Origin of the sequence: Enterobacter cloacae complex sp. 2021EL-01169 (assembly GCF_020733125.1) — a bacterium.
Classification (GTDB): domain Bacteria; phylum Pseudomonadota; class Gammaproteobacteria; order Enterobacterales; family Enterobacteriaceae; genus Enterobacter; species Enterobacter roggenkampii.
Genome location: NZ_JAJFTC010000002.1, coordinates 449,358 through 474,019, shown reverse-complemented (window position 1 = coordinate 474,019; position 24,662 = coordinate 449,358). Strand labels below are relative to the sequence as shown.

The 24,662-nt window shown below is 56.3% G+C and carries 24 protein-coding genes and 5 tRNA genes; 18 read left to right on the top strand and 11 right to left on the bottom strand.

Annotation, left to right across the window (positions count from 1 at the left end):
* Positions 1 to 83: 83 nt before the first annotated feature.
* The 10 genes from tolB to pnuC all read left to right on the top strand — a co-directional run bounded on the left by tolB (position 84) and on the right by pnuC (position 5,358).
* On the top strand, positions 84 to 1,376 hold the full coding sequence (tolB, locus tag LLF79_RS08660; protein WP_227879535.1) for a Tol-Pal system beta propeller repeat protein TolB: 1,293 nt from the start codon (positions 84 to 86) through the stop codon (positions 1,374 to 1,376).
* A 35-nt stretch (positions 1,377 to 1,411) separates the two neighbouring features.
* The gene (gene pal / locus LLF79_RS08655; RefSeq protein WP_003858578.1) at positions 1,412 to 1,933 is read left to right on the top strand and encodes a peptidoglycan-associated lipoprotein Pal; all 522 of its coding nucleotides are present in this window, start codon (positions 1,412 to 1,414) and stop codon (positions 1,931 to 1,933) included.
* A gap of 9 nt (positions 1,934 to 1,942) precedes the next feature.
* Positions 1,943 to 2,740, top strand: a complete 798-nt coding sequence (gene cpoB / locus LLF79_RS08650) for a cell division protein CpoB (protein ID WP_021241013.1) — start codon at positions 1,943 to 1,945, stop codon at positions 2,738 to 2,740.
* 161 nt (positions 2,741 to 2,901) lie between these two features.
* Positions 2,902 to 2,977: transfer RNA gene (locus LLF79_RS08645), tRNA-Lys, on the top strand.
* 27 nt (positions 2,978 to 3,004) lie between these two features.
* A tRNA-Val gene (locus tag LLF79_RS08640) sits at positions 3,005 to 3,080 on the top strand.
* A gap of 3 nt (positions 3,081 to 3,083) precedes the next feature.
* Positions 3,084 to 3,159: transfer RNA gene (locus LLF79_RS08635), tRNA-Lys, on the top strand.
* Positions 3,160 to 3,205: 46 nt separating this feature from the next.
* Positions 3,206 to 3,281, top strand: a tRNA-Lys gene (locus tag LLF79_RS08630).
* A gap of 24 nt (positions 3,282 to 3,305) precedes the next feature.
* A tRNA-Lys gene (locus tag LLF79_RS08625) sits at positions 3,306 to 3,381 on the top strand.
* A gap of 191 nt (positions 3,382 to 3,572) precedes the next feature.
* On the top strand, positions 3,573 to 4,616 hold the full coding sequence (nadA, locus tag LLF79_RS08620) for a quinolinate synthase NadA (RefSeq protein WP_032656266.1): 1,044 nt from the start codon (positions 3,573 to 3,575) through the stop codon (positions 4,614 to 4,616).
* A gap of 22 nt (positions 4,617 to 4,638) precedes the next feature.
* A complete protein-coding gene (gene pnuC, locus LLF79_RS08615; protein ID WP_023293003.1) occupies positions 4,639 to 5,358 on the top strand; it encodes a nicotinamide riboside transporter PnuC in 720 nt (239 codons plus the stop codon).
* On the opposite strand, the gene zitB is transcribed toward pnuC, so the two are convergent.
* Positions 5,355 to 6,287 carry a CDF family zinc transporter ZitB gene (gene zitB, locus LLF79_RS08610; RefSeq protein ID WP_008501107.1) on the bottom strand — a complete coding sequence of 311 codons (933 nt, stop codon included), beginning with the start codon at positions 6,285 to 6,287 and terminating at the stop codon, positions 5,355 to 5,357. The genes pnuC and zitB overlap by 4 nt on opposite strands.
* Before the next feature lie 106 nt (positions 6,288 to 6,393).
* Entirely contained in the window at positions 6,394 to 6,771 is a 378-nt protein-coding gene (locus tag LLF79_RS08605; RefSeq protein ID WP_059365184.1) for a protein YbgS, read from the bottom strand.
* 304 nt (positions 6,772 to 7,075) lie between these two features.
* Here LLF79_RS08605 and aroG point away from each other — a divergent pair, with 304 nt between their 5' ends.
* Positions 7,076 to 8,128, top strand: a complete 1,053-nt coding sequence (aroG, locus tag LLF79_RS08600) for a 3-deoxy-7-phosphoheptulonate synthase AroG (RefSeq protein WP_008501110.1) — start codon at positions 7,076 to 7,078, stop codon at positions 8,126 to 8,128.
* A 61-nt stretch (positions 8,129 to 8,189) separates the two neighbouring features.
* Here the strand turns inward: aroG and gpmA are convergent, their stop codons facing one another.
* The 7 genes from gpmA to modE all read right to left on the bottom strand — a co-directional run bounded on the left by gpmA (position 8,190) and on the right by modE (position 15,937).
* Positions 8,190 to 8,942, bottom strand: a complete 753-nt coding sequence (gene gpmA, locus LLF79_RS08595; protein ID WP_008501111.1) for a 2,3-diphosphoglycerate-dependent phosphoglycerate mutase — start codon at positions 8,940 to 8,942, stop codon at positions 8,190 to 8,192.
* 206 nt (positions 8,943 to 9,148) lie between these two features.
* The gene (gene galM / locus LLF79_RS08590) at positions 9,149 to 10,189 is read right to left on the bottom strand and encodes a galactose-1-epimerase (protein WP_021241010.1); all 1,041 of its coding nucleotides are present in this window, start codon (positions 10,187 to 10,189) and stop codon (positions 9,149 to 9,151) included.
* Positions 10,183 to 11,331: a galactokinase gene (galK, locus tag LLF79_RS08585; RefSeq protein ID WP_059362463.1), complete on the bottom strand. Its 1,149-nt coding sequence runs from the start codon at positions 11,329 to 11,331 to the stop codon at positions 10,183 to 10,185. The genes galM and galK overlap by 7 nt, the downstream gene beginning before the upstream one ends.
* Positions 11,332 to 11,334: 3 nt before the next feature.
* The gene (gene galT, locus LLF79_RS08580) at positions 11,335 to 12,381 is read right to left on the bottom strand and encodes a galactose-1-phosphate uridylyltransferase (protein ID WP_193148521.1); all 1,047 of its coding nucleotides are present in this window, start codon (positions 12,379 to 12,381) and stop codon (positions 11,335 to 11,337) included.
* A 9-nt stretch (positions 12,382 to 12,390) separates the two neighbouring features.
* Complete coding sequence (gene galE / locus LLF79_RS08575; protein WP_008501115.1) at positions 12,391 to 13,407, bottom strand: UDP-glucose 4-epimerase GalE; 1,017 nt, start codon at positions 13,405 to 13,407, stop codon at positions 12,391 to 12,393.
* Positions 13,408 to 13,608: 201 nt separating this feature from the next.
* Entirely contained in the window at positions 13,609 to 15,081 is a 1,473-nt protein-coding gene (modF, locus tag LLF79_RS08570) for a molybdate ABC transporter ATP-binding protein ModF (RefSeq protein ID WP_059362469.1), read from the bottom strand.
* Positions 15,082 to 15,148: 67 nt separating this feature from the next.
* Positions 15,149 to 15,937 (bottom strand): molybdenum-dependent transcriptional regulator, encoded by a 789-nt coding sequence (gene modE, locus LLF79_RS08565; protein WP_023343608.1) that lies wholly within the window; start codon positions 15,935 to 15,937, stop codon positions 15,149 to 15,151.
* Positions 15,938 to 16,064: 127 nt separating this feature from the next.
* Here modE and LLF79_RS08560 point away from each other — a divergent pair, with 127 nt between their 5' ends.
* The 4 genes from LLF79_RS08560 (at position 16,065) to modC (ending at position 18,916) form a co-directional block, all read left to right on the top strand.
* A complete protein-coding gene (locus tag LLF79_RS08560; RefSeq protein ID WP_008501118.1) occupies positions 16,065 to 16,214 on the top strand; it encodes an AcrZ family multidrug efflux pump-associated protein in 150 nt (49 codons plus the stop codon).
* 178 nt (positions 16,215 to 16,392) lie between these two features.
* Positions 16,393 to 17,166 (top strand): molybdate ABC transporter substrate-binding protein, encoded by a 774-nt coding sequence (gene modA / locus LLF79_RS08555; protein WP_045405886.1) that lies wholly within the window; start codon positions 16,393 to 16,395, stop codon positions 17,164 to 17,166.
* On the top strand, positions 17,166 to 17,855 hold the full coding sequence (gene modB / locus LLF79_RS08550) for a molybdate ABC transporter permease subunit (protein ID WP_021241005.1): 690 nt from the start codon (positions 17,166 to 17,168) through the stop codon (positions 17,853 to 17,855). Before modA ends, modB begins: the two co-directional genes overlap by 1 nt.
* A 2-nt stretch (positions 17,856 to 17,857) precedes the next feature.
* Positions 17,858 to 18,916 carry a molybdenum ABC transporter ATP-binding protein ModC gene (modC, locus tag LLF79_RS08545; protein WP_023292995.1) on the top strand — a complete coding sequence of 353 codons (1,059 nt, stop codon included), beginning with the start codon at positions 17,858 to 17,860 and terminating at the stop codon, positions 18,914 to 18,916.
* Here modC and LLF79_RS08540 read toward each other — a convergent pair whose 3' ends face one another.
* Positions 18,917 to 19,735, bottom strand: coding sequence for a pyridoxal phosphatase (locus LLF79_RS08540; RefSeq protein ID WP_008501122.1), 819 nt, complete (start codon positions 19,733 to 19,735; stop codon positions 18,917 to 18,919).
* Positions 19,736 to 19,875: 140 nt separating this feature from the next.
* Here LLF79_RS08540 and pgl point away from each other — a divergent pair, with 140 nt between their 5' ends.
* Positions 19,876 to 20,871 (top strand): 6-phosphogluconolactonase, encoded by a 996-nt coding sequence (gene pgl / locus LLF79_RS08535; protein ID WP_227879383.1) that lies wholly within the window; start codon positions 19,876 to 19,878, stop codon positions 20,869 to 20,871.
* Between the two features lie 122 nt (positions 20,872 to 20,993).
* Here the strand turns inward: pgl and LLF79_RS08530 are convergent, their stop codons facing one another.
* Entirely contained in the window at positions 20,994 to 22,277 is a 1,284-nt protein-coding gene (locus tag LLF79_RS08530; protein ID WP_008501124.1) for a putative acyl-CoA thioester hydrolase, read from the bottom strand.
* 224 nt (positions 22,278 to 22,501) lie between these two features.
* Between LLF79_RS08530 and hutI the strand changes: the two genes are divergently transcribed.
* Both hutI and hutG read left to right on the top strand, forming a co-directional pair.
* On the top strand, positions 22,502 to 23,725 hold the full coding sequence (gene hutI / locus LLF79_RS08525; RefSeq protein ID WP_227879382.1) for an imidazolonepropionase: 1,224 nt from the start codon (positions 22,502 to 22,504) through the stop codon (positions 23,723 to 23,725).
* Positions 23,722 to 24,660: a formimidoylglutamase gene (hutG, locus tag LLF79_RS08520; RefSeq protein WP_227879381.1), complete on the top strand. Its 939-nt coding sequence runs from the start codon at positions 23,722 to 23,724 to the stop codon at positions 24,658 to 24,660. The genes hutI and hutG overlap by 4 nt, the downstream gene beginning before the upstream one ends.
* The last annotated feature ends 2 nt before the right edge of the window (positions 24,661 to 24,662 follow it).

Sequence of the window (24,662 nt, the reverse complement as noted above, 5' to 3'; positions counted from 1 at the left end):
GGTGCGGGTAGTTTTGTCTATTTGAGTTTGTTAACATTCTGCTAAATTATCGTGGGTAAGGTTACCCGGATAAGGGAGATATGATGAAGCAGGCATTACGTGTAGCATTTAGTTTTTTAATGCTGTGGGCAGCAGTACTGCACGCAGAAGTACGTATCGAGATCACCCAGGGGGTGGACTCGGCACGCCCAATCGGTGTTGTTCCGTTCCAGTGGGCCGGTCCTGGCGCTGCACCTGAAGATGCCGGTGGCATCGTGGCGGCTGACCTGCGTAACAGCGGTAAATTCAACCCGTTAGATCGTTCTCGCCTGCCTCAGCAGCCGGGTAGCGCGCAGGAAGTTCAGCCTGCAGCATGGTCTGCACAGGGTATTGATGCCGTGGTTGTGGGTCAGGTTACCCCTAATCCGGACGGTTCTTACAACGTGGCCTGGCAGCTGGTGGATACCGGCGGTGCACCAGGTACCGTTCTGGCCCAGAACTCTTACAAGGTCACTAAGCAGTACCTGCGCTACGCGGCACACGCTGCCAGCGATGCGGTATTTGAAAAACTGACCGGCATTAAAGGTGCGTTCCGTACCCGTATCGCGTACGTGGTGCAGACCAACGGTGGTCAATTCCCGTATGAGCTGCGCGTATCTGATTACGATGGCTACAACCAGTTCCTGGTGAAACGCTCTTCGCAGCCACTGATGTCTCCAGCCTGGTCTCCGGACGGTTCTAAGCTGGCGTATGTGACCTTCGAAAGCGGCCGTTCTGCGCTGGTTATCCAGACGCTGGCAAACGGTGCGGTTCGTCAGGTGGCGTCTTTCCCACGTCACAACGGTGCGCCTTCGTTCTCTCCAGACGGCTCTAAACTGGCGTTTGCGTTGTCTAAAACCGGTAGCCTGAACCTGTACGTGATGGACATTGGCTCTGGCCAGATCCGTCAGGTGACCGACGGTCGCAGCAACAACACCGAACCTTCATGGTTCCCGGACAGTCAAAACCTGGCGTTTACCTCTGACCAGGCCGGCCGTCCACAAATCTACAAAGTCAATATTAACGGCGGTGCTCCGCAGCGTATTACCTGGGAAGGTTCTCAGAACCAGAACTCAGACGTGAGCAGCGACGGTAAATTTATGGTAATGGTCAGCTCCAACGGCGGGCAGCAGCACATTGCCAAACAAGATCTGGTAGCGGGTGGCGTGCAAGTTCTGTCGTCAACGTTCCTGGATGAAACGCCAAGTCTGGCACCTAACGGCACTATGGTAATCTACAGCTCTTCTCAGGGGATGGGATCTGTGCTGAATCTGGTTTCTACAGATGGGCGTTTCAAAGCGCGTATTCCGGCAACTGATGGACAGGTAAAATCACCTGCCTGGTCGCCGTATCTGTAAATAATAATTAATTGATTACTAAAGGAATCATAGAAATGCAACTGAACAAAGTGCTGAAGGGGCTGATGATCGCTCTGCCTGTAATGGCAATCGCAGCGTGTTCTTCTAACAAGAACGCCAGCAATGACCAGAGCGGCGAAGGCATGATGGGTGCCGGCACCGGTATGGACGCGAACGGCAATGGCAACATGTCTTCTGAAGAGCAGGCGCGTCTTCAGATGCAGCAGCTGCAGCAGAACAACATCGTTTACTTCGATCTGGATAAATACGACATCCGTTCTGACTTCGCTGCGATGCTGGATGCGCACGCTAACTTCCTGCGTAGCAACCCATCTTACAAAGTCACCGTAGAAGGTCACGCGGACGAACGTGGTACCCCAGAGTACAACATCTCCCTGGGTGAACGTCGTGCTAACGCTGTTAAAATGTACCTGCAGGGTAAAGGCGTTTCTGCTGACCAGATCTCCATCGTTTCTTACGGTAAAGAAAAACCTGCAGTACTGGGTCACGACGAAGCGGCTTACTCCAAAAACCGTCGTGCCGTACTGGTTTACTAAGAGAATTGCATGAGCAGTAACTTCAGACATCATCTGTTGAGTCTGTCGTTACTGGTTGGAATAGCGGCCCCCTGGGCCGCTTTTGCTCAGGCACCAATCAGTAGTGTCGGCTCAGGCTCGGTAGAAGACCGGGTCACTCAACTCGAGCGTATTTCTAACGCTCACAGCCAGCTTTTAACCCAACTCCAGCAACAACTTTCCGATAACCAGAATGATATTGACTCTCTCCGCGGTCAGATTCAGGAAAGCCAGTATCAGCTTAATCAGGTTGTGGAACGTCAGAAGCAAATCTTGTTGCAGATAGATAGCCTGAGCAGCGGTGGTGGTGCAGCAGCGCAACCAGCCGCAGGCGATCAGAGCGGTGCGGCGACGTCTACGCCAGCGCCATCTGCTGATACGTCTGCCTCAACAGGCGCGCCTGTACAGAGCGGTGACGCGAATACGGACTACAATGCGGCCATTGCCCTGGTGCAGGATCAATCTCGTCAGGATGACGCGATTGCTGCGTTTCAGAGCTTTGTTAAGAAATACCCTGATTCCACTTATCAGCCAAATGCCAATTACTGGCTCGGTCAGTTGAATTACAACAAGGGTAAAAAGGACGATGCGGCGTTTTATTTTGCCTCAGTGGTGAAAAATTACCCAAAATCGCCGAAAGCGCCAGATGCGATGTATAAGGTTGGCGTGATCATGCAGGACAAAGGCGACACGGCGAAAGCCAAAGCGGTTTATCAGCAGGTGGTCGCAAAATTCCCGGGTACCGAAGGTGCTAAGCAGGCGCAAAAACGTCTGAATTCGATGGGATGATTATAGCATGACCAGAAATCGCGTTATTTCTGGTCGTGCAGCATGATTACTAAGCAGTTAAGTGATCTTCATCGAAATTTTTGTTGCGCAGAATTCTTAAATCAGTAATATATGCCGCCGTTGCCACGGGATATCAAACAACGTGAAAGCAGCATAAAAGTGGGTCGTTAGCTCAGTTGGTAGAGCAGTTGACTTTTAATCAATTGGTCGCAGGTTCGAATCCTGCACGACCCACCACTTAACGCAGTTCCGGCAGTACAGAGTGGGTGATTAGCTCAGTTGGTAGAGCATCTCCTTTACACGGAGGGGGTCGGCGGTTCGAGCCCGTCATCACCCACCACTCGGGTCGTTAGCTCAGTTGGTAGAGCAGTTGACTTTTAATCAATTGGTCGCAGGTTCGAATCCTGCACGACCCACCACTTTAAAGTGGTACCGAGTAAAAATCTTCGAAGTCAGCACCCGAATGGGTCGTTAGCTCAGTTGGTAGAGCAGTTGACTTTTAATCAATTGGTCGCAGGTTCGAATCCTGCACGACCCACCACTTCGAAGAAAAAAATCCCGCAAGGGGTCGTTAGCTCAGTTGGTAGAGCAGTTGACTTTTAATCAATTGGTCGCAGGTTCGAATCCTGCACGACCCACCAGTGTAGAAAGGCGCCCTAAAGGCGCCTTTTTGCTATCTGCGGTACAACAAATGCTCCGCCCATCTATTCCCGGTGACTTTTCACGCCAGATTCGCTATCTTGTTTAGTATACAAAACACAATTGCCACGCGTTTTGCTATGTCAGGCAAATGAAAGGCAATATTGTTAAGCCCGTAAAACGAGAAGCCATAATGAGTGTGATGTTTGATCCTGAAGCCGCAATCTATCCGTTTCCGCCTAAGCCTGTCCCGCTGAGCCAGGACGAAAAGCAGTTCTACCGCGAGAAGATTAAACGTCTTCTTAAAGAGCGCGACGCGGTGATGGTGGCCCATTACTACACCGACCCGGAAATTCAGCAGCTGGCGGAAGAGACCGGCGGCTGCATTTCTGACTCACTGGAGATGGCGCGCTTCGGTGCACGACATCCCGCTTCCACGCTGCTGGTGGCCGGCGTGCGTTTTATGGGCGAAACGGCAAAGATCCTGAGCCCGGAAAAAACCATTCTGATGCCCACGCTTAACGCGGAGTGTTCCCTGGATCTCGGCTGTCCGATTGACGAATTCACGGCCTTCTGTGATGCCCACCCTGACCGGACCGTGGTGGTTTACGCGAACACGTCGGCAGCAGTGAAAGCGCGGGCAGACTGGGTGGTCACGTCAAGCATCGCCGTTGAGCTGATTGAACATCTGGACAGCCTGGGTGAGAAGATTATCTGGGCGCCTGATCGCCATCTCGGCAACTATGTTCAGAAGCAGACGGGGGCTGACGTACTCTGCTGGCAGGGCGCCTGTATCGTTCATGATGAGTTCAAGACGCAGGCGCTGGCGCGCATGAAGGCGCTTTATCCTGACGCCGCCATTCTTGTGCACCCTGAATCTCCGCAGTCGATTGTCGGCATGGCGGATGCGGTGGGTTCAACCAGCCAGCTTATTAACGCGGCCAGAACGTTGCCTCACAAGCAGCTTATCGTGGCGACCGATCGCGGTATCTTCTACAAGATGCAGCAGGCCGTGCCGGAGAAAGAGCTTCTCGAAGCGCCTACCGCAGGCGAGGGGGCAACGTGCCGCAGCTGTGCGCATTGCCCGTGGATGGCGATGAACGGCCTGAAAGCGATTGCCGAAGGGTTAGAAACCGGTGGTGCGGCGCATGAAATCCACGTGGATGCTGGCCTGCGTGAAGGCGCGTTAATTCCGCTTAACCGCATGCTGGATTTTGCGGCTACACTACGTACTTAATTCACTACGCCCCGGGGAAAAGATGGATTTTTTTAGCACACAGAACATTCTGGTTCATATACCGATTGGTGCAGGTGGCTATGACCTGTCATGGATTGAGGCCGTTGGTACGCTGGCGGGATTATTGTGTATCTGGCTGGCAAGCCTTGAGAAGATCAGCAATTATGCGTTCGGGCTGATTAACGTCACGCTGTTTGCGATTATTTTCTTCCAGATCCAGCTGTACGCCAGCCTGCTTTTGCAGCTGTTCTTCTTCGCCGCCAATATTTACGGCTGGTATGCGTGGTCGCGTCAGAACAGCCAGCAGGAGGCAGAGCTGCAGATTCGCTGGCTGCCCTTGCCGAAAGCCATCGCCTGGTTTGTCGCCTGCGTGGTGGCCATTGGCTTAATGACCGTCTTCATCAATCCGGTATTTGCGTTCCTGACCCGCATTGCCGTTTCGGTCATGTCCGGCATCGGCCTGAACGTGACGATGCCAGAACTCCAGCCGGATGCTTTCCCGTTCTGGGATTCCTGCATGATGGTGCTGTCGATTGCGGCGATGATTCTGATGACCCGTAAATACGTTGAGAACTGGCTGCTGTGGGTCATCATCAACGTTATCAGCGTAGCGATCTTCGCCCTGCAGGGCGTCTATGCCATGTCGCTGGAATATCTGTTGCTGACCTTCATCGCGCTGAACGGTAGCCGGATGTGGATTAACAGCGCGCGTGAGCGAGGCTCTCGCGCGCTTTCCAGCTAGTGGTCATGATGATGTGAATGACCGGACTGCGCCTCGTTAAGGTGGCAGTCTGGTCCGCTACAGGGCTGATACTCCATCTGAACGGTGGCATGGCTAATGTCGTAGTGATGTTCCAGGAAGTGCTGGATGCGATCGAGCAGCGCATCGTGGTCGTGAGGCGGGATCACCTGGACATGGAGCGTCATGACCGGTTTCTCCCCCACCAGCCAGACGTGCACGTGGTGGACATTGCGGACTTCCGGAACAGTACGGCGCAGGTTGCGCTTCAGCTCGTCGATGTCCATGGATGCCGGAGCCCCTTCAAGCAGTTCATTCACGCTCTCCTTCAGCAGCCGCCAGGCGCTGCGCAAGACCAGACACGACACCAGCACGGACAAAATCGGATCGACAGGCGTCCAGCCGGTATAGAGGATCACCAGCGCGGCGACAATCGCCCCGACTGAACCGAGCAAATCCCCCAGCACATGCAGAGCCGCCGCGCGCACGTTGAGGTTCTTTTCCTCGCTGCCGCGGTGCAAAATCCAGAAGGCCAGGATATTCGCCACCAGCCCTGCCACGGCAATCACCATCATTGTCGCCCCGGCAATCGGCTGAGGATGTCTGAACCGCTGAATGGCCTCCCAGACGATAAGAATGGTAATGACCACCAGGGCAATCGCGTTAACAAAGGCGGCAAGGGTCGTCAGCCTCAGCCAGCCGAAGGTATGGCGTGTATTGGGGGGACGACGGGCAAACTGTACGGCCAGAAGGGCGAAAAGTAGCGCCGCTGCATCGGTAAGCATATGCCCGGCGTCAGCCAGTAGCGCCAGAGAGCCGGAGACCAGACCGCCGATGACCTCAATAATCATGAAGGTTGCGGTGACGCCGAAGGCCAGCAGCAATCGTTTAGCGTTGTCGTCGCCGGCGGCGTGGGAATGTGTGTGTGCCATGTTATCTTTCCTGATTCGTTATCGTTTTTAGTGTAGCGTTTTTAATAGGTTACTCAAAAAGAAAGGAGAGCCTTAGCTCTCCTTTTATCATTAATTTCACAGCCGGTTACTGAGTCGTACCATCTGTTTTGGTATTGGCATCATCCCCCACTTTGTCATTCGGGTCGGGACATTTGCCATCTTTACACATGGAGTTCTTATGAACTTCATCTTTGCTCATGCTGTCATGATTCATGGTGCCGGAGTCGGTACCGTTGGGGGGCAGCATGGTGCCGCCGGTGTTGGTGTTTCCATTATTGATCTGACTATTATCGACATTGTTCGGGGCGACGTTCTGTTTGGCATCAGGGGCGACCTGGCCTGCTGACGCAGCCGCGTTTGCATCACCGTTACCCGATGAGCCCGTTTCGGCCGCAAGAACGCTACCGCTGGCCAGGGTGAGGGTGGCGGTCAGGAAGAGGGTTGCCAGTTTTGTCATTTTCATCATGGTGCTCCTGTTCTTGTCGTTACGCTGGATAACATTTTCCAACAGTGCATCTTTTTCAGAGGCGAAAGATTCCGCCATACGGACTTACGTCAGTCGGGAATCGCGTTTAAGCGTGTAAAAATGGTTGTTACAGTTAAAAAGCTTAGGTTAGATCTCGTTTTTCGCTATTTTGTGGCGATTTTTAGGCGAATTCCAGGAATTATCTGCGTGAAGTGTAAAACCGTGTTTACACTTCCTGAGCGACAAGATAGATTGAAAGGATTGCTTTCATTACTAAAGATATGGCAGAGCTGGAACGAAGATGAATTATCAGAATGACGATTTACGTATTAAAGAGATCAATGAGTTATTACCTCCTGTAGCACTCCTTGAGAAATTCCCCGCCACTGAAAATGCCGCAAACACGGTTTCTCATGCTCGTAAAGCGATCCATAAGATCCTGAAAGGTAATGACGATCGTCTTCTGGTGGTGATTGGCCCATGCTCTATCCACGATCCTGCTGCCGCGAAAGAATACGCAGCCCGTCTGCTCACCCTGCGTGAAGAGCTGAAGGATGAGCTGGAAATCGTGATGCGCGTCTATTTTGAAAAACCGCGCACCACCGTTGGCTGGAAAGGGCTGATTAACGATCCGCACATGGATAACAGCTTCCAGATCAACGACGGCCTGCGCATTGCGCGCAAGCTGCTGCTGGAGATTAACGACAGCGGGCTGCCTGCGGCCGGTGAGTTCCTGGATATGATTACGCCCCAGTATCTGGCAGACCTGATGAGCTGGGGGGCAATTGGTGCCCGCACTACTGAATCTCAGGTTCACCGCGAGCTGGCGTCCGGTCTCTCTTGTCCGGTTGGCTTCAAAAACGGCACTGACGGCACCATTAAGGTGGCTATCGACGCCATCAACGCAGCGGGCGCACCGCACTGCTTCCTGTCCGTGACCAAATGGGGCCACTCCGCCATCGTTAACACCAGCGGTAACGGTGACTGCCATATCATTCTGCGCGGCGGCAAAGAGCCGAACTACAGCGCAAAGCATGTGGCCGAAGTCAAAGTCGGGCTGGAAAAAGCCGGGCTGCCACCGCAGGTGATGATCGATTTCAGCCACGCCAACTCCAGCAAGCAGTTTAAAAAGCAGATGGAAGTGGGCGCAGACGTCTGTCAGCAGATTGCCGGCGGTGAGAAGGCGGTAATTGGGGTGATGATCGAAAGCCATCTGGTTGAAGGTAACCAGAACCTGGAAGGCAGCGAGCCGCTGGTGTACGGCAAGAGCGTGACCGATGCCTGCATCGGCTGGGATGACACCGACGCCATCCTGCGCCAGCTGGCGAATGCGGTGAAAGCGCGTCGCGGTTAATTCTGACGGCTCAAATAAAAAAGCGCGGACGGTTCCGCGCTTTTTTTATGGTCAGCGAAAATTACTTCGCTTTACCCTGGTTCGCAACGGCCGCCGCTTTCGCTGCGATTTCGTCCGCGTTACCCAGGTAGTAGTGTTTGATTGGCTTGAAGTTTTCGTCGAACTCATACACCAGCGGTACGCCAGTTGGGATGTTCAGTTCGAGAATTTCGTCTTCACCCATGTTGTCCAGGTATTTCACCAGCGCACGCAGGGAGTTACCGTGAGCGGCGATAATCACGCGTTCGCCGCTTTTCAGACGTGGCAGAATGGTTTCGTTCCAGTAAGGCACAACGCGGTCAATGGTCAGCGCCAGGCTCTCGGTGGTTGGCAGCTCAGCGTCGGTCAGTTTCGCGTAACGCGGGTCGTGGCCCGGGTAGCGCTCGTCGTCTTTGGTCAGCTCTGGTGGGGTGACCGCGAAGCCGCGACGCCACTGTTTAACCTGCTCGTCACCGTATTTCTCAGCGGTTTCCGCTTTGTTCAGGCCCTGCAGCGCACCGTAGTGACGCTCGTTCAGTTTCCAGGATTTCTCAACCGGCAGCCAGGCCTGGTCCAGTTCGTCCAGCACGTTCCACAGGGTATGGATGGCACGTTTCAGCACAGAGGTGTAAGCAAAATCAAAGCTGAAGCCTTCTTCCTTCAGCAGTTTACCTGCTGCTTTTGCTTCGCTTACGCCTTTCTCGGACAGATCAACGTCGTACCAACCGGTAAAGCGGTTTTCGTTGTTCCACTGGCTTTCGCCGTGACGCACCAGAACCAGCTTAGTAATAGCCATCTCTTACTCCTCAAGCATTTTTAGAATGATAACAATTCTCATTATATTGCCGTGGCCGTGCCAGCAGCAACGCTTAACCCTAACCATAGCGAAAATAGTCTCTGAGTGTAAGATGCTTGTGAATCCAGGGTTATGATTTTGTCTGCGATCGGCGCTATTTTCAGCAAGGCGCGCAGAAAAAAGCCCTCCAGAGGGAGGGCTGAATATTAATGTGGAATAAAATGATACTCCGTCACGCTAACGTACTCTTCACCCGGGCGCAGCACGCAGTCCGGCTGCGGCCATTCCGGATGATTCGGGCTGTCCGGCAGGAACTCGCTCTCCAGCGCCAGGCCTTGCCAGTCGCTGTACTCTTCGTGTTCGCGCGCCGTCGTGCCGCCGAGATAGTTACCTGAGTAGAACTGCAGGGCAGGGGCCGTGGTATAAACCGTCATCTGCAGCTTCTCATCGGTGGACCAGACCTGTGCGGCAGGTTGTTTCACATCGCCTTTAGCCTGCAGCAGGAACGCGTGGTCGTAGCCTTTCACCTTGCGCTGGTCGTCATCGCTCAGGAAATCCTGGGCGATGGATTTCGCGCTGCGGAAGTCAAAGCTGGTTCCGCTCACGTCTTTGAGGCCCTGGTACGGAATGCCCATCTCATCAACCGGCAGATACGCATCCGCCAGGATCTGAAGCTTGTGGTTCCGCACGTCGCACTGGTTACCGTCCAGATTAAAGTACGCGTGATTGGTCAGGTTAACCGGACACGGCTTGTCGACCGTCGCACGGTATTCGATGGCAATACGGTTGTCGTCCGTCAATGTAAAGCGCGCAGAGGCGATAAGGTTACCCGGGAAGCCCTGATCGCCGTCCTGCGAATCCAGCGAGAACAGCACTTCGCCGTCGTTTTGACGAACAATCTTCCAGCGGCGTTTATCAAACCCGTCCGGGCCGCCGTGCAGCTGGTTCTCACCCTGGCTTGGAAGCAGGGTGTACTGCACGCCGTCGAGTTCAAAACGGCTCTTCGCGATGCGGTTCGCATAGCGCCCTACGGATGCGCCCAGATAGGCAGACTGATTAACATACTGCTCGGGCGATGCGCAGCCGAGCAGGGTTTCGCGCACGCTGCCGTCCGGCATCGGTACGCGTGCTGAAAGAAGGGTTGCACCCCAGTCCATGAGCGTAACCACCATCCCCGCGCGATTGCGCAGGGTTAACAGGCGATACGGCAGACCATCCGGTGCGAGGGTAGGTGTTTCGTTTAGCACTGTCCGGCTCCTTGTGATGCTTTGCAAACATAGAAGGTTTCTTTGATACCTGTTTTTGCTTCGTACTGCTTCGCCACGGCGTCCTGTACGGCAGGGACCAGCTCCTCAGGCACCAGCGCAACGATGCAGCCGCCAAAACCGCCGCCCGTCATGCGCACGCCGCCTTTGTCGCCAATGACCGCTTTGACGATCTCCACCAGGGTGTCGATCTGCGGCACGGTGATTTCAAAATCATCGCGCATGGAGGCGTGAGATTCCGCCATCAGTTCACCCATGCGTTTCAGGTCACCTTTCGCCAGCGCGGACGCGGCTTCAACGGTACGGGCATTTTCCGTCAGCACGTGACGAACGCGTTTGGCGACAATCGGATCCAGCTCGTGCGCCACTTTGTTAAATTCATTGAGCGTGACGTCGCGCAGGGCGGGCTGCTGGAAGAAGCGGGCGCCGGTTTCGCACTGCTCGCGGCGGGTGTTGTACTCGCTGCCCACCAGCGTGCGCTTAAAGTTGCTGTTGACGATCACGACAGCCGCGCCTTTTGGCAGGGGAACGGCTTTGGTGCCCAGCGAGCGGCAGTCGATCAGCAGCGCGTGCTCTTTTTTGCCCAGCGCGGAGATCAGCTGGTCCATGATGCCGCAGTTGCAGCCCACGAACTGGTTTTCCGCTTCCTGGCCGTTCAGGGCGATTTGCGCGCCATCCAGCGACAAATGATAGAGCTGCTGGAACACGGTGCCGACGGCGACCTCCAGAGACGCAGAGGAGCTTAAGCCCGCCCCCTGCGGCACGTTGCCGCTGATGACCAAATCGGCGCCGCCGAAGTTTTTATTACGCTTCTGCAGATGCTTCACCACGCCGCGCACGTAGTTAGACCACTGCTGGCTGTCGTGCGTCACAATCGGGGCATCGAGGGAAAACGCGTCCGTTTCATTACCGTAATCCGCCGCAATCACGCGAACCTGGCGATCGTCGCGCTTCGCGCAGCTGATGACCGTCTGGTAATCGATAGCGCACGGCAGCACAAAGCCGTCGTTGTAGTCGGTGTGTTCACCAATCAGGTTGACGCGGCCAGGTGCCTGAATTACGTGGGTGGCAGGGTAGCCAAATTTCTCAGCAAACAGGGATTGTGTTTTATCTTTCAGACTCATCTTTTAGACTCCTGATTCGCGATAGTGGACGTCGCTAACGGCACGCAGACGTTCAGCCGCCTGTTCCGCCGTCAGGTCACGCTGGGTTTCCGCCAGCATTTCGTAGCCCACCATAAATTTACGCACCGTCGCAGAGCGCAGCAGCGGCGGATAGAAATGGGCATGCAGCTGCCAGTGCTGATTCTCTTCGCCGTTAAACGGTGCGCCGTGCCAGCCCATGGAGTACGGGAAGGAGCACTGGAACAGGTTGTCGTAACGGCTGGTCAGCTTTTTCAGCGCCAGGGCAAGGTCGTCGCGCTGCGCGTCGCTGAGCTCGGTGATGCGCTGCACGTGCGCTTTCGGCAGCAGCAGCGTCTCAAACGGCCAGGCGGCCCAGTAAGGCACGACGGCCAGCCAGTGTTCGGTCTCCACCACGGTACGGCTGCCGTCGGCCAGCTCACGCTGCGCGTAATCCACCAGCATCGGCGAGCCGTTTTCCACGTAATACGCTTTTTGCAGGCGGTCTTCACGCTCGGCTTCGTTAGGCAGGAAGCTGTTCGCCCAGACCTGGCCGTGCGGGTGCGGGTTAGAGCAGCCCATGGCCGCACCTTTATTTTCAAACACCTGCACCCATGGGTAAGTTTGACCCAGCTCGGCAGTTTGCGCCTGCCAGGTGCTGACCACCTCTTTCAGTGCCTCAACGCTCAGCTCCGGCAGCGTTTTGCTGTGATCGGGGGAGAAGCAGATCACGCGGCTGGTACCGCGCGCGCTTTCACAGCGCATCAGCGGATCGTAGCTTTCCGGCGCGTCCGGCGTGTCGGTCATCAGGGCGGCAAAATCGTTGGTAAACACGAAGGTGCCTTTGTAGTCCGGGTTTTTATCCCCGGTGACGCGCGTGTTGCCCGGACAGAGGAAGCAGTCCGGGTCGTGCTGCGGCAAGGTCTGTTTTGCAGGCGTCTCCTGCGCCCCCTGCCAGGGGCGCTTGGCGCGATGCGGAGAAACTAAAATCCATTGCCCGCTTAACGGGTTAAAGCGACGATGCGGATGATCGACGGGATTAAATTGCGTCATGACGGATCCTTAGTCCGGATAGCCTTGCGGGTGGCGTGACTGCCAGTGCCAGGTATCCTGTGCCATTTCATCAAGCGTGCGCGTAACACGCCAGTTAAGCTCTTTGTCGGCTTTGGTGGCGTCGGCCCAGTAAGCAGGCAGATCGCCCTCACGACGCGGTGCGAAGTGGTAGTTCACCGGCTTGCCGCAGGCTTTGCTGAAGGCATTGACCACGTCCAGCACGCTGCTGCCGACGCCGGCGCCGAGGTTGTAAATATGCACGCCCGGTTTATCCGCCAGCTGCTGCATGGCCGCAACGTGGCCGTCGGCCAGATCCATCACGTGGATATAGTCGCGCACGCCGGTGCCGTCTTCGGTCGGGTAGTCATTGCCAAAAATCGCCAGCGACTCGCGGCGGCCTACGGCCACCTGGGCGATATACGGCATCAGGTTGTTCGGAATGCCCTGCGGATCTTCCCCCATATCGCCAGACGGATGCGCACCGACCGGGTTGAAGTAGCGCAGCAGCGCGATGCTCCACTCCGGCTGGGCTTTTTGCAGATCGGTCAGGATCTGCTCCACCATCAGCTTGCTTTTGCCGTACGGGCTTTGCGGCGTCCCGGTCGGGAAGCTTTCAACGTAAGGGATTTTAGGCTGATCGCCGTAGACGGTGGCGGAAGAGCTAAAGATGAAGTTTTTGACGTTGGCCGCACGCATGGCGGAGATGAGACGCAGGGTGCCGTTGACGTTGTTATCGTAATACTCAAGCGGCTTAGCAACGGATTCACCGACCGCTTTCAGACCCGCGAAGTGGATCACCGCTTCAATGGCGTGGTCGTGAAGGATCTCGGTCATCAGCGCTTCGTTACGGATGTCGCCTTCCACGAACGTCGGGTGTTTACCGCCAAGACGTTCAATCACAGGCAGCACGCTGCGCTTACTGTTGCACAGGTTGTCGAGAATGATGACGTCATGGCCGTTTTGCAGCAGCTGCACGCAGGTATGACTACCGATGTAACCGCTACCACCTGTTACCAGAACTCGCATATTTCGCTCCATTGGGCTTATGGTATGTAATAACCATAGCATAACAGAGACGCGAAAAGTGTGACATGGGATAAAATAGTGGAATCGTTTACACTGTTTTTAAAATCCGATTTTCAGCTACCGTGAGGCATTGTAGATCAACGGGATAGCAATGTATTAGTGCAGGTTATCTGAAAAACGGAGGGCGGTGCCCTCCGGGGATTAATCGATTTTGCTTTGCCGATAGTAATAGTGCTCACCGTCCGGAACAAACTCCAGGCGATGGGTGATGCAGGAGGGGGCATCTTCGGCATGATGTGAAACGAACAGCAGCTGCGTTTCACCTTCGCTAATCAGCACGTCCACAAAGCGGCGGATAAGCTGGCGGTTCAACGGGTCGAGTCCCTGCAGCGGTTCGTCGAGGATCAGCAGCGTAGGGTGTTTCACCAGCGCGCGAACGATCAGCGCCAGACGCTGCTGCCCCCACGAAAGACTATGAAACGGCGCGTCAGCCACCCGGTTGTCCATGCCCAGAATGTCCAGCCACTGCTGGGCCAGCTTGTGCTGTTTGTCCGACACCGCCTGATAAATGCCGATGGAGTCAAAATACCCGGAGAGGATCACGTTGCGTACCGTGGTACTGACCCGGTAATCCAGATGCAGGCTGCTGCTGACGTAGCCGATATGTTTTTTGATATCCCAGATGGTTTCGCCGCTGCCGCGACGCCGACCGAACAGCGTGAGGTCGTTGCTATAGCCCTGCGGATGATCGCCGGTGATCAGGCTCAGCAGCGTGGATTTTCCCGCGCCGTTGGGACCGACAATCTGCCAGTGCTCGCCTGGATTGACCGTCCAGTTGAGGTGATTAAGGATAGCGCGATCGTCATAAGCGACCACCCCATCGCGCAGCACGATGCGCGGCTGGTGGGGATCAAGCGCGTGGCGCGCCGACGGGGCGTCGGGTTCCGGAAGGGTAATACCGTCGAGCTGTTCGCTGTGCGCGAGCTGGGCAATCAGCGCCTGCTTAAGCAGCGCGGTTTTTTCGCCGGTCTCGGTCAGGTTACAGTCGGCCAGGACGCCCGCGTGCTGGATAAATTCCGGAATTTCATCAAAACGGTTAAGCACCAGCACGAGGGTATATCCCTGCTGATTAAGCGACGCCAGCAGAGACGCCAGCTGCGCCCGGGACTGCACGTCAAGACCGTCGAACGGTTCGTCCAGAATAAGCAGTTCAGGTTCGCTCATCAGCGCCTGACAAAGCAGCGTTTTTCGCGTCTCGCCGGTCGAAAGGTATTTAAAGCGCCGGTTCAGCAGAGGGGTGATACCGAACTGTTCTGCCAGGCGCTGGCAGCGGGCGGGATCCTTCACTTCATCCTGAATAATTTCCGCCGTCGTACGGCCGGTATCGTCTTCGCCAGGGCTGAGCAAATCGGTGTTGTTGCGCTGCCACTCGTCGCTGACCAGCTTTTGCAGTTGTTCAAACGACAGGCGCGTCAGGCGCGTAAAGTCGCTCTGGTATTCGCCCTTGAGAAGGTTGAGCTCTCCGGCCAGCGCGCGGGCCAGCGCGGATTTACCGCTGCCGTTTGTGCCGACAAACGCCCAGCTTTCACCCGCGCGTAGCGTCAAATCAGCAATTGTCAGCGTTCGGGTATCGCTAAGACGAAACGTGCCTTGCGAAATATGCAATGATGACATGGTTTATCCCTGTTTTTGCAGCACCAGATATCAGGGATACGCACTGTCGGTACGATTGTCAATGTGCTCAGCACAAAGTGGCGATAATCACCCGGTCCGCGTTGAAATACGCGGTGACGGCAGCACCTTCTTCTACGTTGTCCGACTCGCTGAGCGGTACGGTCGCGCAAAGCGGCTGTCCATCTGCCAGGGTCATCAGCACTTCGCACTGCGTCTGGCCGCGTTCGATATGGCTGATGGTGCCCTGCAGCTGGTTATCTGCTGTCTTTGCCGCGTCGGGATCGCGTGTAATACTGACCCACGGCGCCTTCAGGAGCACCAGCACCTCTTTCCCTTCATCCAGTTCAAGACGTTCCGCGCTTTGCGCCGTTATGGCGGCCTTCAGACGGGTGGTGCCATCGGCAAGCAGGATCTCAATATGCTGCTGTATCTGCAGATTGTCGCGCGCCGTCACCGTACCAAACCACTGGTTGCGGGCGCTGGTTTGTAGCGAGAAACGGGAAATGGCGGCCAGCAGACTGTCCAGCGGAACGTGATCGTCATCGCTTAACACATCGAACGCCTTTTGCTGAATCTGGGCCAGCAGATCGTAAAGCTGAATAAGACGCTGGCCATAACGCGTCACGATTGCACCGCCGCCGCCTTTGCCGCCCGTGGCTCTGTCCACCAGCGGCTGTTCGCTCAGGGTGTTCATGTCGTTGATGGCGTCCCAGGCACTTTTGTAGCTGATGCCCGCGTTTTTCGCCCCCTGGCTAATCGAGCCCGTTTGTTCTATTTGTTTAAGCAGGGCGATACGTCGCGGATCGGCGAAAAGCTTTTGCTGAAGTCGGAGTGTGAGAAGAATTTCGGCCTGCATAACAGTGTCCTGGCAAAAAGGGTATTGTGACCCAAATGGTGCAGGGCGCAAAGGGTACCGCACAAAAGGGGATGTTTTTCTCACTTGAAAGGGTAGAATAAGCTGTTCACAATATCTGGAGAAAACCATGTTAGAGTTGTTGAAAAGTCTGGTATTCGCCGTGATCATGGTACCAGTAGTGATGGCCATCATCCTCGGTGCCATCTACGGCCTGGGTGAAGTGTTCAACGTCTTTTCGAACATTGGTCACAGAGACCAGGCTAAAAAGCAGCATTGATTCCCCCCAAAACGCCCGGCTTGCCCGGGCGTTTTGCTCTCAAGATTTTCCCGTTTTCGCCGATACTCTTTAACGCACTACGCCGGTTTACCTCTTCAGCGGTACGATTAAACGCTGGGATCTCCCTGACGTTACCGTTATATTAATGTGTATATAACGCTACTCACAGGAGTTACAGATGGCACGTTCATGGGTACGCCTTTTTGCAGGGGCAACGTTGACGCTTTCCCTTACCGGACACGCGCTGGCGGACGACGGTAAAATCACGGTCTTTGCGGCGGCGTCGCTGACTAACGCGCTGCAGGATATCGCGGCGGCGTATAAAAAAGAGAAAAACGTCGAGGTGGTCTCCTCGTTTGCCTCTTCCTCGACGCTCGCTCGCCAGATAGAAGCGGGCGCGCCGGCGGATCTGTTCATCTCGGCTGACCAGAAGTGGATGGATTACGCGGCGGAGAAAAAAGCGATTGATGCGGCAACCCGCGAAACGCTGCTGGGGAATAGCCTGGTTGTCGTGGCGCCAAAAGCCAGCGCCCAGGCTGACTTCACCATCAACAAAGAGACCCACTGGATAAGCCTGCTGAACGGCGGGCGTCTGGCGGTGGGCGATCCGGAGCACGTTCCGGCCGGGATCTACGCCAAAGAAGCGCTGCAAAAATTGGGCGCATGGGAGACATTGTCACCGAAGCTGGCCCCGGCGGAAGATGTCCGCGGCGCGCTGGCGCTGGTGGAACGCAACGAAGCCCCGCTGGGCATTGTGTATGGCTCTGATGCCGTTGCCAGTAAGGGTGTGAAAGTGGTGGCAACGTTCCCGGAAGACTCCCACAAGAAAGTGGAATATCCTGTTGCGATTGTTGATGGACATAAAAATGCGACCGTGACGGCCTTCCGCGATTACCTGAAGGGGCCGGAAGCGTCCGCGATCTTTAAACGTTACGGATTTACGACTCACTGATGATATTGACCGATCCTGAATGGCAGGCTGTTCTGCTGAGCCTTAAAGTCTCTTCCCTGGCGGTTGCGCTGAGTTTGCCCTTTGGGATCTTCTTTGCCTGGCTACTGGTTCGCCGTCGGTTTCCCGGCAAAGCGCTGCTCGACAGCGTGCTTCATCTTCCGCTCGTGTTGCCGCCCGTGGTGGTCGGTTATCTGCTGTTAATTTCCATGGGGCGACGCGGTTTTATTGGCGAAAAACTTTACGACTGGTTTGGACTGACCTTTGCGTTTAGCTGGCGCGGTGCGGTACTGGCGGCGGCGGTAATGTCATTCCCGCTGATGGTGAGGGCGATCCGCCTCGCGCTGGAAGGCGTGGACATGAAGCTCGAACAGGCGGCCCGTACGCTCGGTGCCGGGCGCTGGCGCGTCTTTTTCACCATCACGCTTCCCCTGACGTTACCCGGCATTATTGTCGGGACGGTACTGGCGTTCGCCCGCTCGCTGGGCGAGTTTGGCGCGACCATCACCTTTGTCTCGAACATTCCCGGCGAGACGCGAACGATTCCGTCGGCCATGTATACCCTGATTCAAACGCCGGGCGGAGAAGGCGCCGCGGCGCGGCTGTGTATCATCTCAATCGTACTAGCCCTGGTATCGCTGCTGGTGTCGGAATGGCTGGCGCGGCTGAGCCGTGAGCGGATGGGGAAATAAGCATGCTGGAACTGAATTTCACCCAGACGCTGGGAAACCATACCCTGACGCTCAACGAGACGCTGCCTGCAAGCGGTATCACTGCCATCTTCGGCGTCTCGGGGGCGGGAAAAACGTCGCTGATAAATGCCATCAGCGGCCTGACGCGCCCGCAGTCAGGACGGATTGTATTGAATAACCGCGTCTTAAACGACGTGGAAAACAAGGTGTATCTGTCGCCGGATAAACGCCGCATTGGCTATGTTTTCCAGGACGCGCGCTTATTCCCGCATTACAGCGTGCGCGGCAACCTGCGTTACGGCATGGCGAAAAGCATGGCCGGACAGTTTGATAAGCTGGTGACGCTTTTAGGCATTGAGCCACTGCTCGACAGACTGCCCTCGTCGCTTTCCGGCGGAGAAAAACAGCGCGTGGCCATTGGCCGCGCGTTGCTGACCGCGCCCGAACTGCTGCTGCTCGACGAACCGCTGGCCTCGCTGGATATTCCGCGCAAACGTGAGCTCCTGCCCTACCTGCAGCGCCTGACGCGAGAAATTAATATTCCAATGCTCTACGTCAGCCATTCGCTGGATGAGATCCTCCATCTGGCCGACAAAGTGCTGGTGCTGGAAGAGGGCAGCGTCAAGGCCTTCGGCAACCTGGAAGAGGTCTGGGGCAGCAGCGTAATGCATCCCTGGCTGCCCCGGGAACAGCAGAGCAGCATCCTGAAGGTGAGCGTGCTGGAACACCATCCGCACTACGCGATGACGGCGCTGGCGCTGGGCGATCAGCACCTGTGGGTCAATAAGATCGACAAGCCGTTGCAGTCCGCGCTGCGTATTCGTATTCAGGCATCTGACGTCTCGCTGGTGCTGCAGCCGCCGCTGCAAACCAGTATTCGAAATATCCTGCGCGCCAAAGTCGCGGAGTGTTTTGATGATAACGGCCAGGTGGAAGTGAAGCTCGAGGTGGGAAGCCGGACGCTCTGGGCGCGCATCAGCCCGTGGGCCAGGGATGAGTTAGGGATCAAACCCGGCCTGTGGCTTTACGCGCAAATTAAGAGCGTCTCGATCACCGCCTGATTACAGCAGGTGGGTATAAATATACTGCGCGATGCTGTCGGTGGTGTTGTCGCCAATCACCACGTTAGCGCGCGCTTTTACCGCGTCGTCGGCATTGCCCATCGCCACGCCCGTACCGACGGCTTCCAGCATGCTGATGTCGTTGTAGTTGTCGCCGAAGGCGATCGCGTCCTGCATTGACCAGCCCTGTGATTCCACATACTGCGTCAGACGCTTGCCTTTGCTGTTGCCTTTGCGGGCAATATCTACCTGATCGTGCCAGGACCACTCGCACTCCAGCCCCAGCGTTTCCTCGACGTGCTTCGCGAAGGTATTCAGTTTGGTCGTGTCTTCATCCGTCAGGGCGAATTTCCAGATAGCCTCAACGTCCTGGGCTGCCTGACGCAGGGAGGATACCTGGGTAAAGACCGGACGCTGCGCTTCAGGCAGGGACAACGCCCAGTTGCTGGTGCGCACCACGTGGCCGGTAGGGCGCTCGTAGACCATTGCGTTATCCACATACATCAGGCCGTGAATGGCATGCTCATCCAGCAGATCAATCAGTTGCAGCGCCTGGGGAACCGGCAGCGGGTCGGAGGCTAAAACCTTTTTTGCCTGATAATCATACAAATAAGTGCCATTACAACAAATTGCAGGTGTATCTAACGCCAGTGCCTGATAAAAAGGGTGAATGGCTACGTGATGTCGACCCGTTACGATAAGGAGTTGATATCCCGCTTCCTGCGCGCGTTTAAGCGCTTCAAGGGAAGAGGGGAGAAGGGTTTTTTGCGGCGTCAGTAAGGTACCGTCTAAATCCAGAGCAATCACACGCGAGGTCATCTGTTTTCCCGGGTTAATATTGAATTTACGTTTTGATGGGATGGTACACCGAGAGGCGAATGCTTCAAAATTCCTGTCGACAATTCAGCATTCACCGTCAAAAGTTAATTACTTTCATGCGCAGTGAGGAGTGAATATTCATGAAACAAACCGTTTATACCGCCAGTCCTGAAAGCCAGCAGATCCACGTCTGGCGCTTAAATACCGAAGGGACACTCACGCTGGTTCAGGTTGTTGATGTGCCAGGCCAGGTACAGCCGATGGTCATCAGCCCGGATAAACGTTTCTTGTACGTGGGTGTGCGCCCGGAGTTTCGCGTGCTGGCCTATCGCATCTCTCCGGACGACGGCGCGCTGACTTACACTGCCGAAGCGCCGCTGCCGGGCAGTCCAACCCATATCTCAACCGATCGTAAAGGCAACTTTGTCTTCAGCGGCTCGTATAATGCGGGCTGCGTCAGCGTAACGCGTCTGGAAGATGGCATTCCGGTCGAAACCGTGGATGTGGTAGAAGGGCTGGAAGGCTGCCACTCGGCGAATATCTCTCCGGATAACCGCACGCTGTGGGTGCCTGCCCTGAAGCAGGATCGTATCTGCCTGTTCACCCTGAGCGACGATGGTCACCTGGTGGCGCAGAATCCAGCTGAAGTCACGACGGTAGAAGGTGCAGGCCCGCGTCATATGGTCTTCCATCCGAACCAGCAGTACGCCTATGTGGTCAACGAACTGAACAGCTCCGTGGACGTATGGGAGCTGAAAGATCCAAACGGTCAGATTGAGTGCGTGCAGACGCTGGATATGATGCCGTCTGATTTCTCCGACACCCGCTGGGCGGCGGATATTCACATTACGCCAAATGGCCGTCATCTGTACGCCTGTGACCGCACCTCCAGCCTGATCACCGTGTTTAGCGTTTCCGAAGACGGCAGCGTGCTGGCGGTTGAAGGCTTCCAGCCGACGGAAACCCAGCCGCGCGGCTTTAATATCGATCACAGCGGCAAATACCTGATTGCGGCGGGGCAGAAATCCCACCATATCGCGCTGTATGAAATTAAAGGCGAGCAGGGGCTGCTGGAAGAGAAAGGGCGCTACGCCGTAGGCCAGGGGCCGATGTGGGTGGTGGTTAACGCTCACTAAGCGGCTTAAACAAAAAACCTCGCGAATGCGAGGTTTTTTTATGCCCGGTGGCACTGCGTTTACCGGGCTTACATAACCTGTAGGCCGGGTAAGGCAAAGCCGCCACCCGGCAAAAGCACAGCTTACTGCTTCGGCTCAGCAACCACTTTGCTGCCCAGACCGCGGTTGTTGTACTCCCACATACGGTTGAAGTTAGCGTCGTTCAGGTTGCGCTGCACGTTCCCTTTATCGTCCACCGCACCGGTATTGCCGGAGAACGGACGTTTAGAGATCGCCGCATCCGCCCACGGCTTCGCCATGTTGAAGCCTTCGTTGATCACGCTGTCGCGGATCACCACCTGACCGTTGGTCGCCGCGTCCACGTCCAGGGAGCGTCCCAGCTGCGCCACGCCGTCACCGGCAGCGTTAAAGCGGCTGTTCACGGCCAGGAAGCCGAAGAAGAGGTTCGACGGGGTTGCCGGAGCAAACACGTAACCTTCCTGCTGGGTACGTGAGTTCACCACGCGGAAATCGGTGTTATCAAATACCACCGCGCCGCGGCCGGAGACCAGATCCACGTCACCTTCAACGTAGCTGTTGGTTACCAGCGTACGGGTCAGACGGTTATTCTGCAGGGTGTTCTGCACGCCGCTGTTGGTCACGAAGAAGGTGTTCTGACGACCCAGAATGTTCACGTTGTTAATCTGCACCTTATCGCCATCGCTGCGCAGCGCGACGGCCTGGTGGTTACCGGCGTCAACGCTGTCGCCCAGGGTATTCTGGATGGTCAGGTTCTGCAACTGCAGACCGTTATTCTGGGACCAGAATACCGCTGAGCACATCACGCCAACGGTGGCGGAACGCTTGCTCTGGCAGTTATCAAACATGTACCACGCCGGTTTGCCCGGCATATATTTACCGGCCGGGTTCACCAGGTGACGCCAGGTGTTGCTGTCGATTTCAGAATCAATCGCCAGGCCAATTTTTACGTCGATTGCTTTTTCGCCCAGACCGTAAAGCGTAATGCTGCCCGGTGCCGCCGGAACATACACGGTGCCTTCATATTCGCCTGGCAGGATCGCGATGTACTGGCGAGACGCGCTGTGTTTCGTGATGGCAGCATCAACCGCAGCCTGAATAGAGGTATGCGTTACGCCCTGCGCACCTGCCGGGCCAACCACGAAGTCAGGCTGTTTCGGCAGGTTAATCGAAGACGGGGTCCACGGCGCAGCGTTAGGATCCATCGACGAGAAGTAGTGCGCACGGTCGAAGTTCTTCGCTTCATCAGCGGACAAAATCGGGCGGGAGGCGGTACCGGGCGCGACCTGCTCAGAAGGGCGCTGATCCGGTGGGGTTGAACTGCATGCGGATAAGGTCACGCCAAAGGCGAGCGCTAACGCCAGACGGGAAATCCTGGAAATGTTCAAGGTGAAGCTCCTGGGTATGCAAGTCTTTACGGGATAGACGAAATAGCCTGCTTTTTTATACTAAGTTGAGCGAAACGGGAAGATAAAAAGGGTAAAAGTTGCATTTTTAGCCCTGGAGCGGCGGGTAAGTGATCACAAATAAATAACATTTTCCGCAAAGTCGGTTGACAGCAGACAACAGATGAAAATAAATGTCTATACAACCCATGACAAGTGGAAAGCCCATGCAGCAGATTCATCCTGACGATGTGATATGGCGAAATGCGCGACTGGCTACGATGGCGCCGGACGTCCGTGCGCCCTATGGACTGAAAGATCAACACGCCCTGGTTATACGGGGTCAAACTATCCTGGCCGTGATACCTGAATCTGACATTCCGGCCGGACACACTCACTGTGTCGATCTTCAGGGTCGTCTGGTCACCCCGGGCCTGATTGACTGCCATACCCACCTGGTGTTTGGCGGCGATCGCGCGGCGGAGTGGGAGCAGCGTCTGAACGGTGTCTCTTATCAAACCATCAGCGCCCAGGGGGGCGGGATTAACGCGACCGTGACGGCGACGCGCAGCAGTTCACCCGAAACCCTGCTTAATCTGGCACAGCAGCGGCTTCAGCGTCTGATAAATGAAGGCGTCACCACGGTTGAAATCAAATCGGGATACGGCCTCAACGCCGAGGCCGAAGAGAAAATGCTGCAGGTCGCACGCCAGCTGAGCCTCAATAATCCGATCGATATCAGCCCAACGCTGCTGGCGGCCCATGCCGTTCCGCCGGAATACCGACAGGATCCGGATGCCTACCTCACGCTGGTCTGCGAGAAAATATTGCCCACGCTGTGGCAAAAAGAGTTGTTTGAAGCTGTCGACGTGTTCTGTGAAAACGTCGGCTTTACCCCGTCGCAAACCGAGCGCCTCTTCAAGGCGGCGACCGCGCTTGGTATTCCGGTGAAAGGTCACGTCGAGCAGCTGTCGAATCAGGGCGGTGCGGCATTGGTCAGCCGGTATAAAGGACGCTCCGCCGATCATATCGAATATCTTGACGACGCAGGCGTTCAGGCGATGGCGCAAAGCGGCACGGTGGCGGTCCTGTTGCCGGGCGCGTTCTATTTTCTGCAGGAGCGCCAGCGTCCGCCGGTGGAACAGCTCAGAAAACACGGCGTGCCAATGGCGGTCGCCACCGACTATAACCCCGGCACCAGCCCGTTTGCCAGCCTGCACCTGGCGATGAACATGGCCTGCGTCCAGTTTGGCCTGACGCCCGAGGAAGCCTGGGCTGGCGTCACGCGCCATGCCGCGCAGGCGCTGGGCCGCGGGGAAACCCACGGACAGCTGCGGGCCGGGTTTGTCGCCGATTTCATCGTCTGGGATGCGCATCATCCGGTAGAGATGGTCTACGAGCCGGGACGCAATCCGCTGTATCAACGTATTTTCCGTGGGGAGGCAGTATGAGGTTATGGCGGCCCGTCGCCGAAACGGTCTGGCAGGGGCGCGACGACAGCGCCGAGGCCAGCAACGCAACGCGTATTTTCCAGACGATACGGCAGCAGGGGGCGTTCACGCCGCTGGCATCCGGCATTGCGCTGATAGGCTTTGAATGTGATGCAGGGGTAAAACGCAATCAGGGCAGGCCCGGCGCCGTGCAGGCGCCTGATGTGCTGCGCAAGGCGCTGGCAAATATGGCAAGCCATCTGGGACACGAGCGGCTGGCGGATATGGGGTCGGTTTACGTTGAAGGTGACGAGCTGGAAGCGGCACAGCAGGCGTTAAGCGATGCCGTGACGTCATGCCAGCGGTCCGGGATGCGCACGCTGGTCTTTGGCGGCGGACACGAAACCGCGTGGGCGCACGGTCGCGGCGTGCTGGACGCCTTTCCGAACGAGCGGGTGGTCATTATCAACCTGGATGCCCATCTCGATCTGCGCAAGGCCGACCGGGCGACGTCCGGCACGCCGTTTCGCCAGCTGGCGCACTACTGCGATGAGCGCGGGCGGGCATTTCAGTACGCCTGCTTTGGCGTGAGCCGGGCGGCGAACACGCAGGCGCTGTGGGATGAGGCTGAACGCCTGAACGTCACGCTGGTGGAGGATCTCCATTTCAGGCGCGATGCGCTATCCGCGCTGGAAAAGGTGCTGGCCCAGGCCGATCGCGTCTACCTGACAATCGATCTGGACGTCCTGCCCGCCAGCGAAATGCCTGCCGTTTCCGCTCCGGCTGCGTTAGGCATACCGGCTCTGGATCTCCTCCCCGTTATCGAACAAATCTGCCGTAGCGGTAAGCTACAGGCCGCCGATCTGGTAGAGTTTAACCCGCAGTTCGATCGGGACGGGCAGGGCGCAAAGCTTGCCGCCCGTCTGGCCTGGCAAATTGCTCACTGGTGGGCATAACA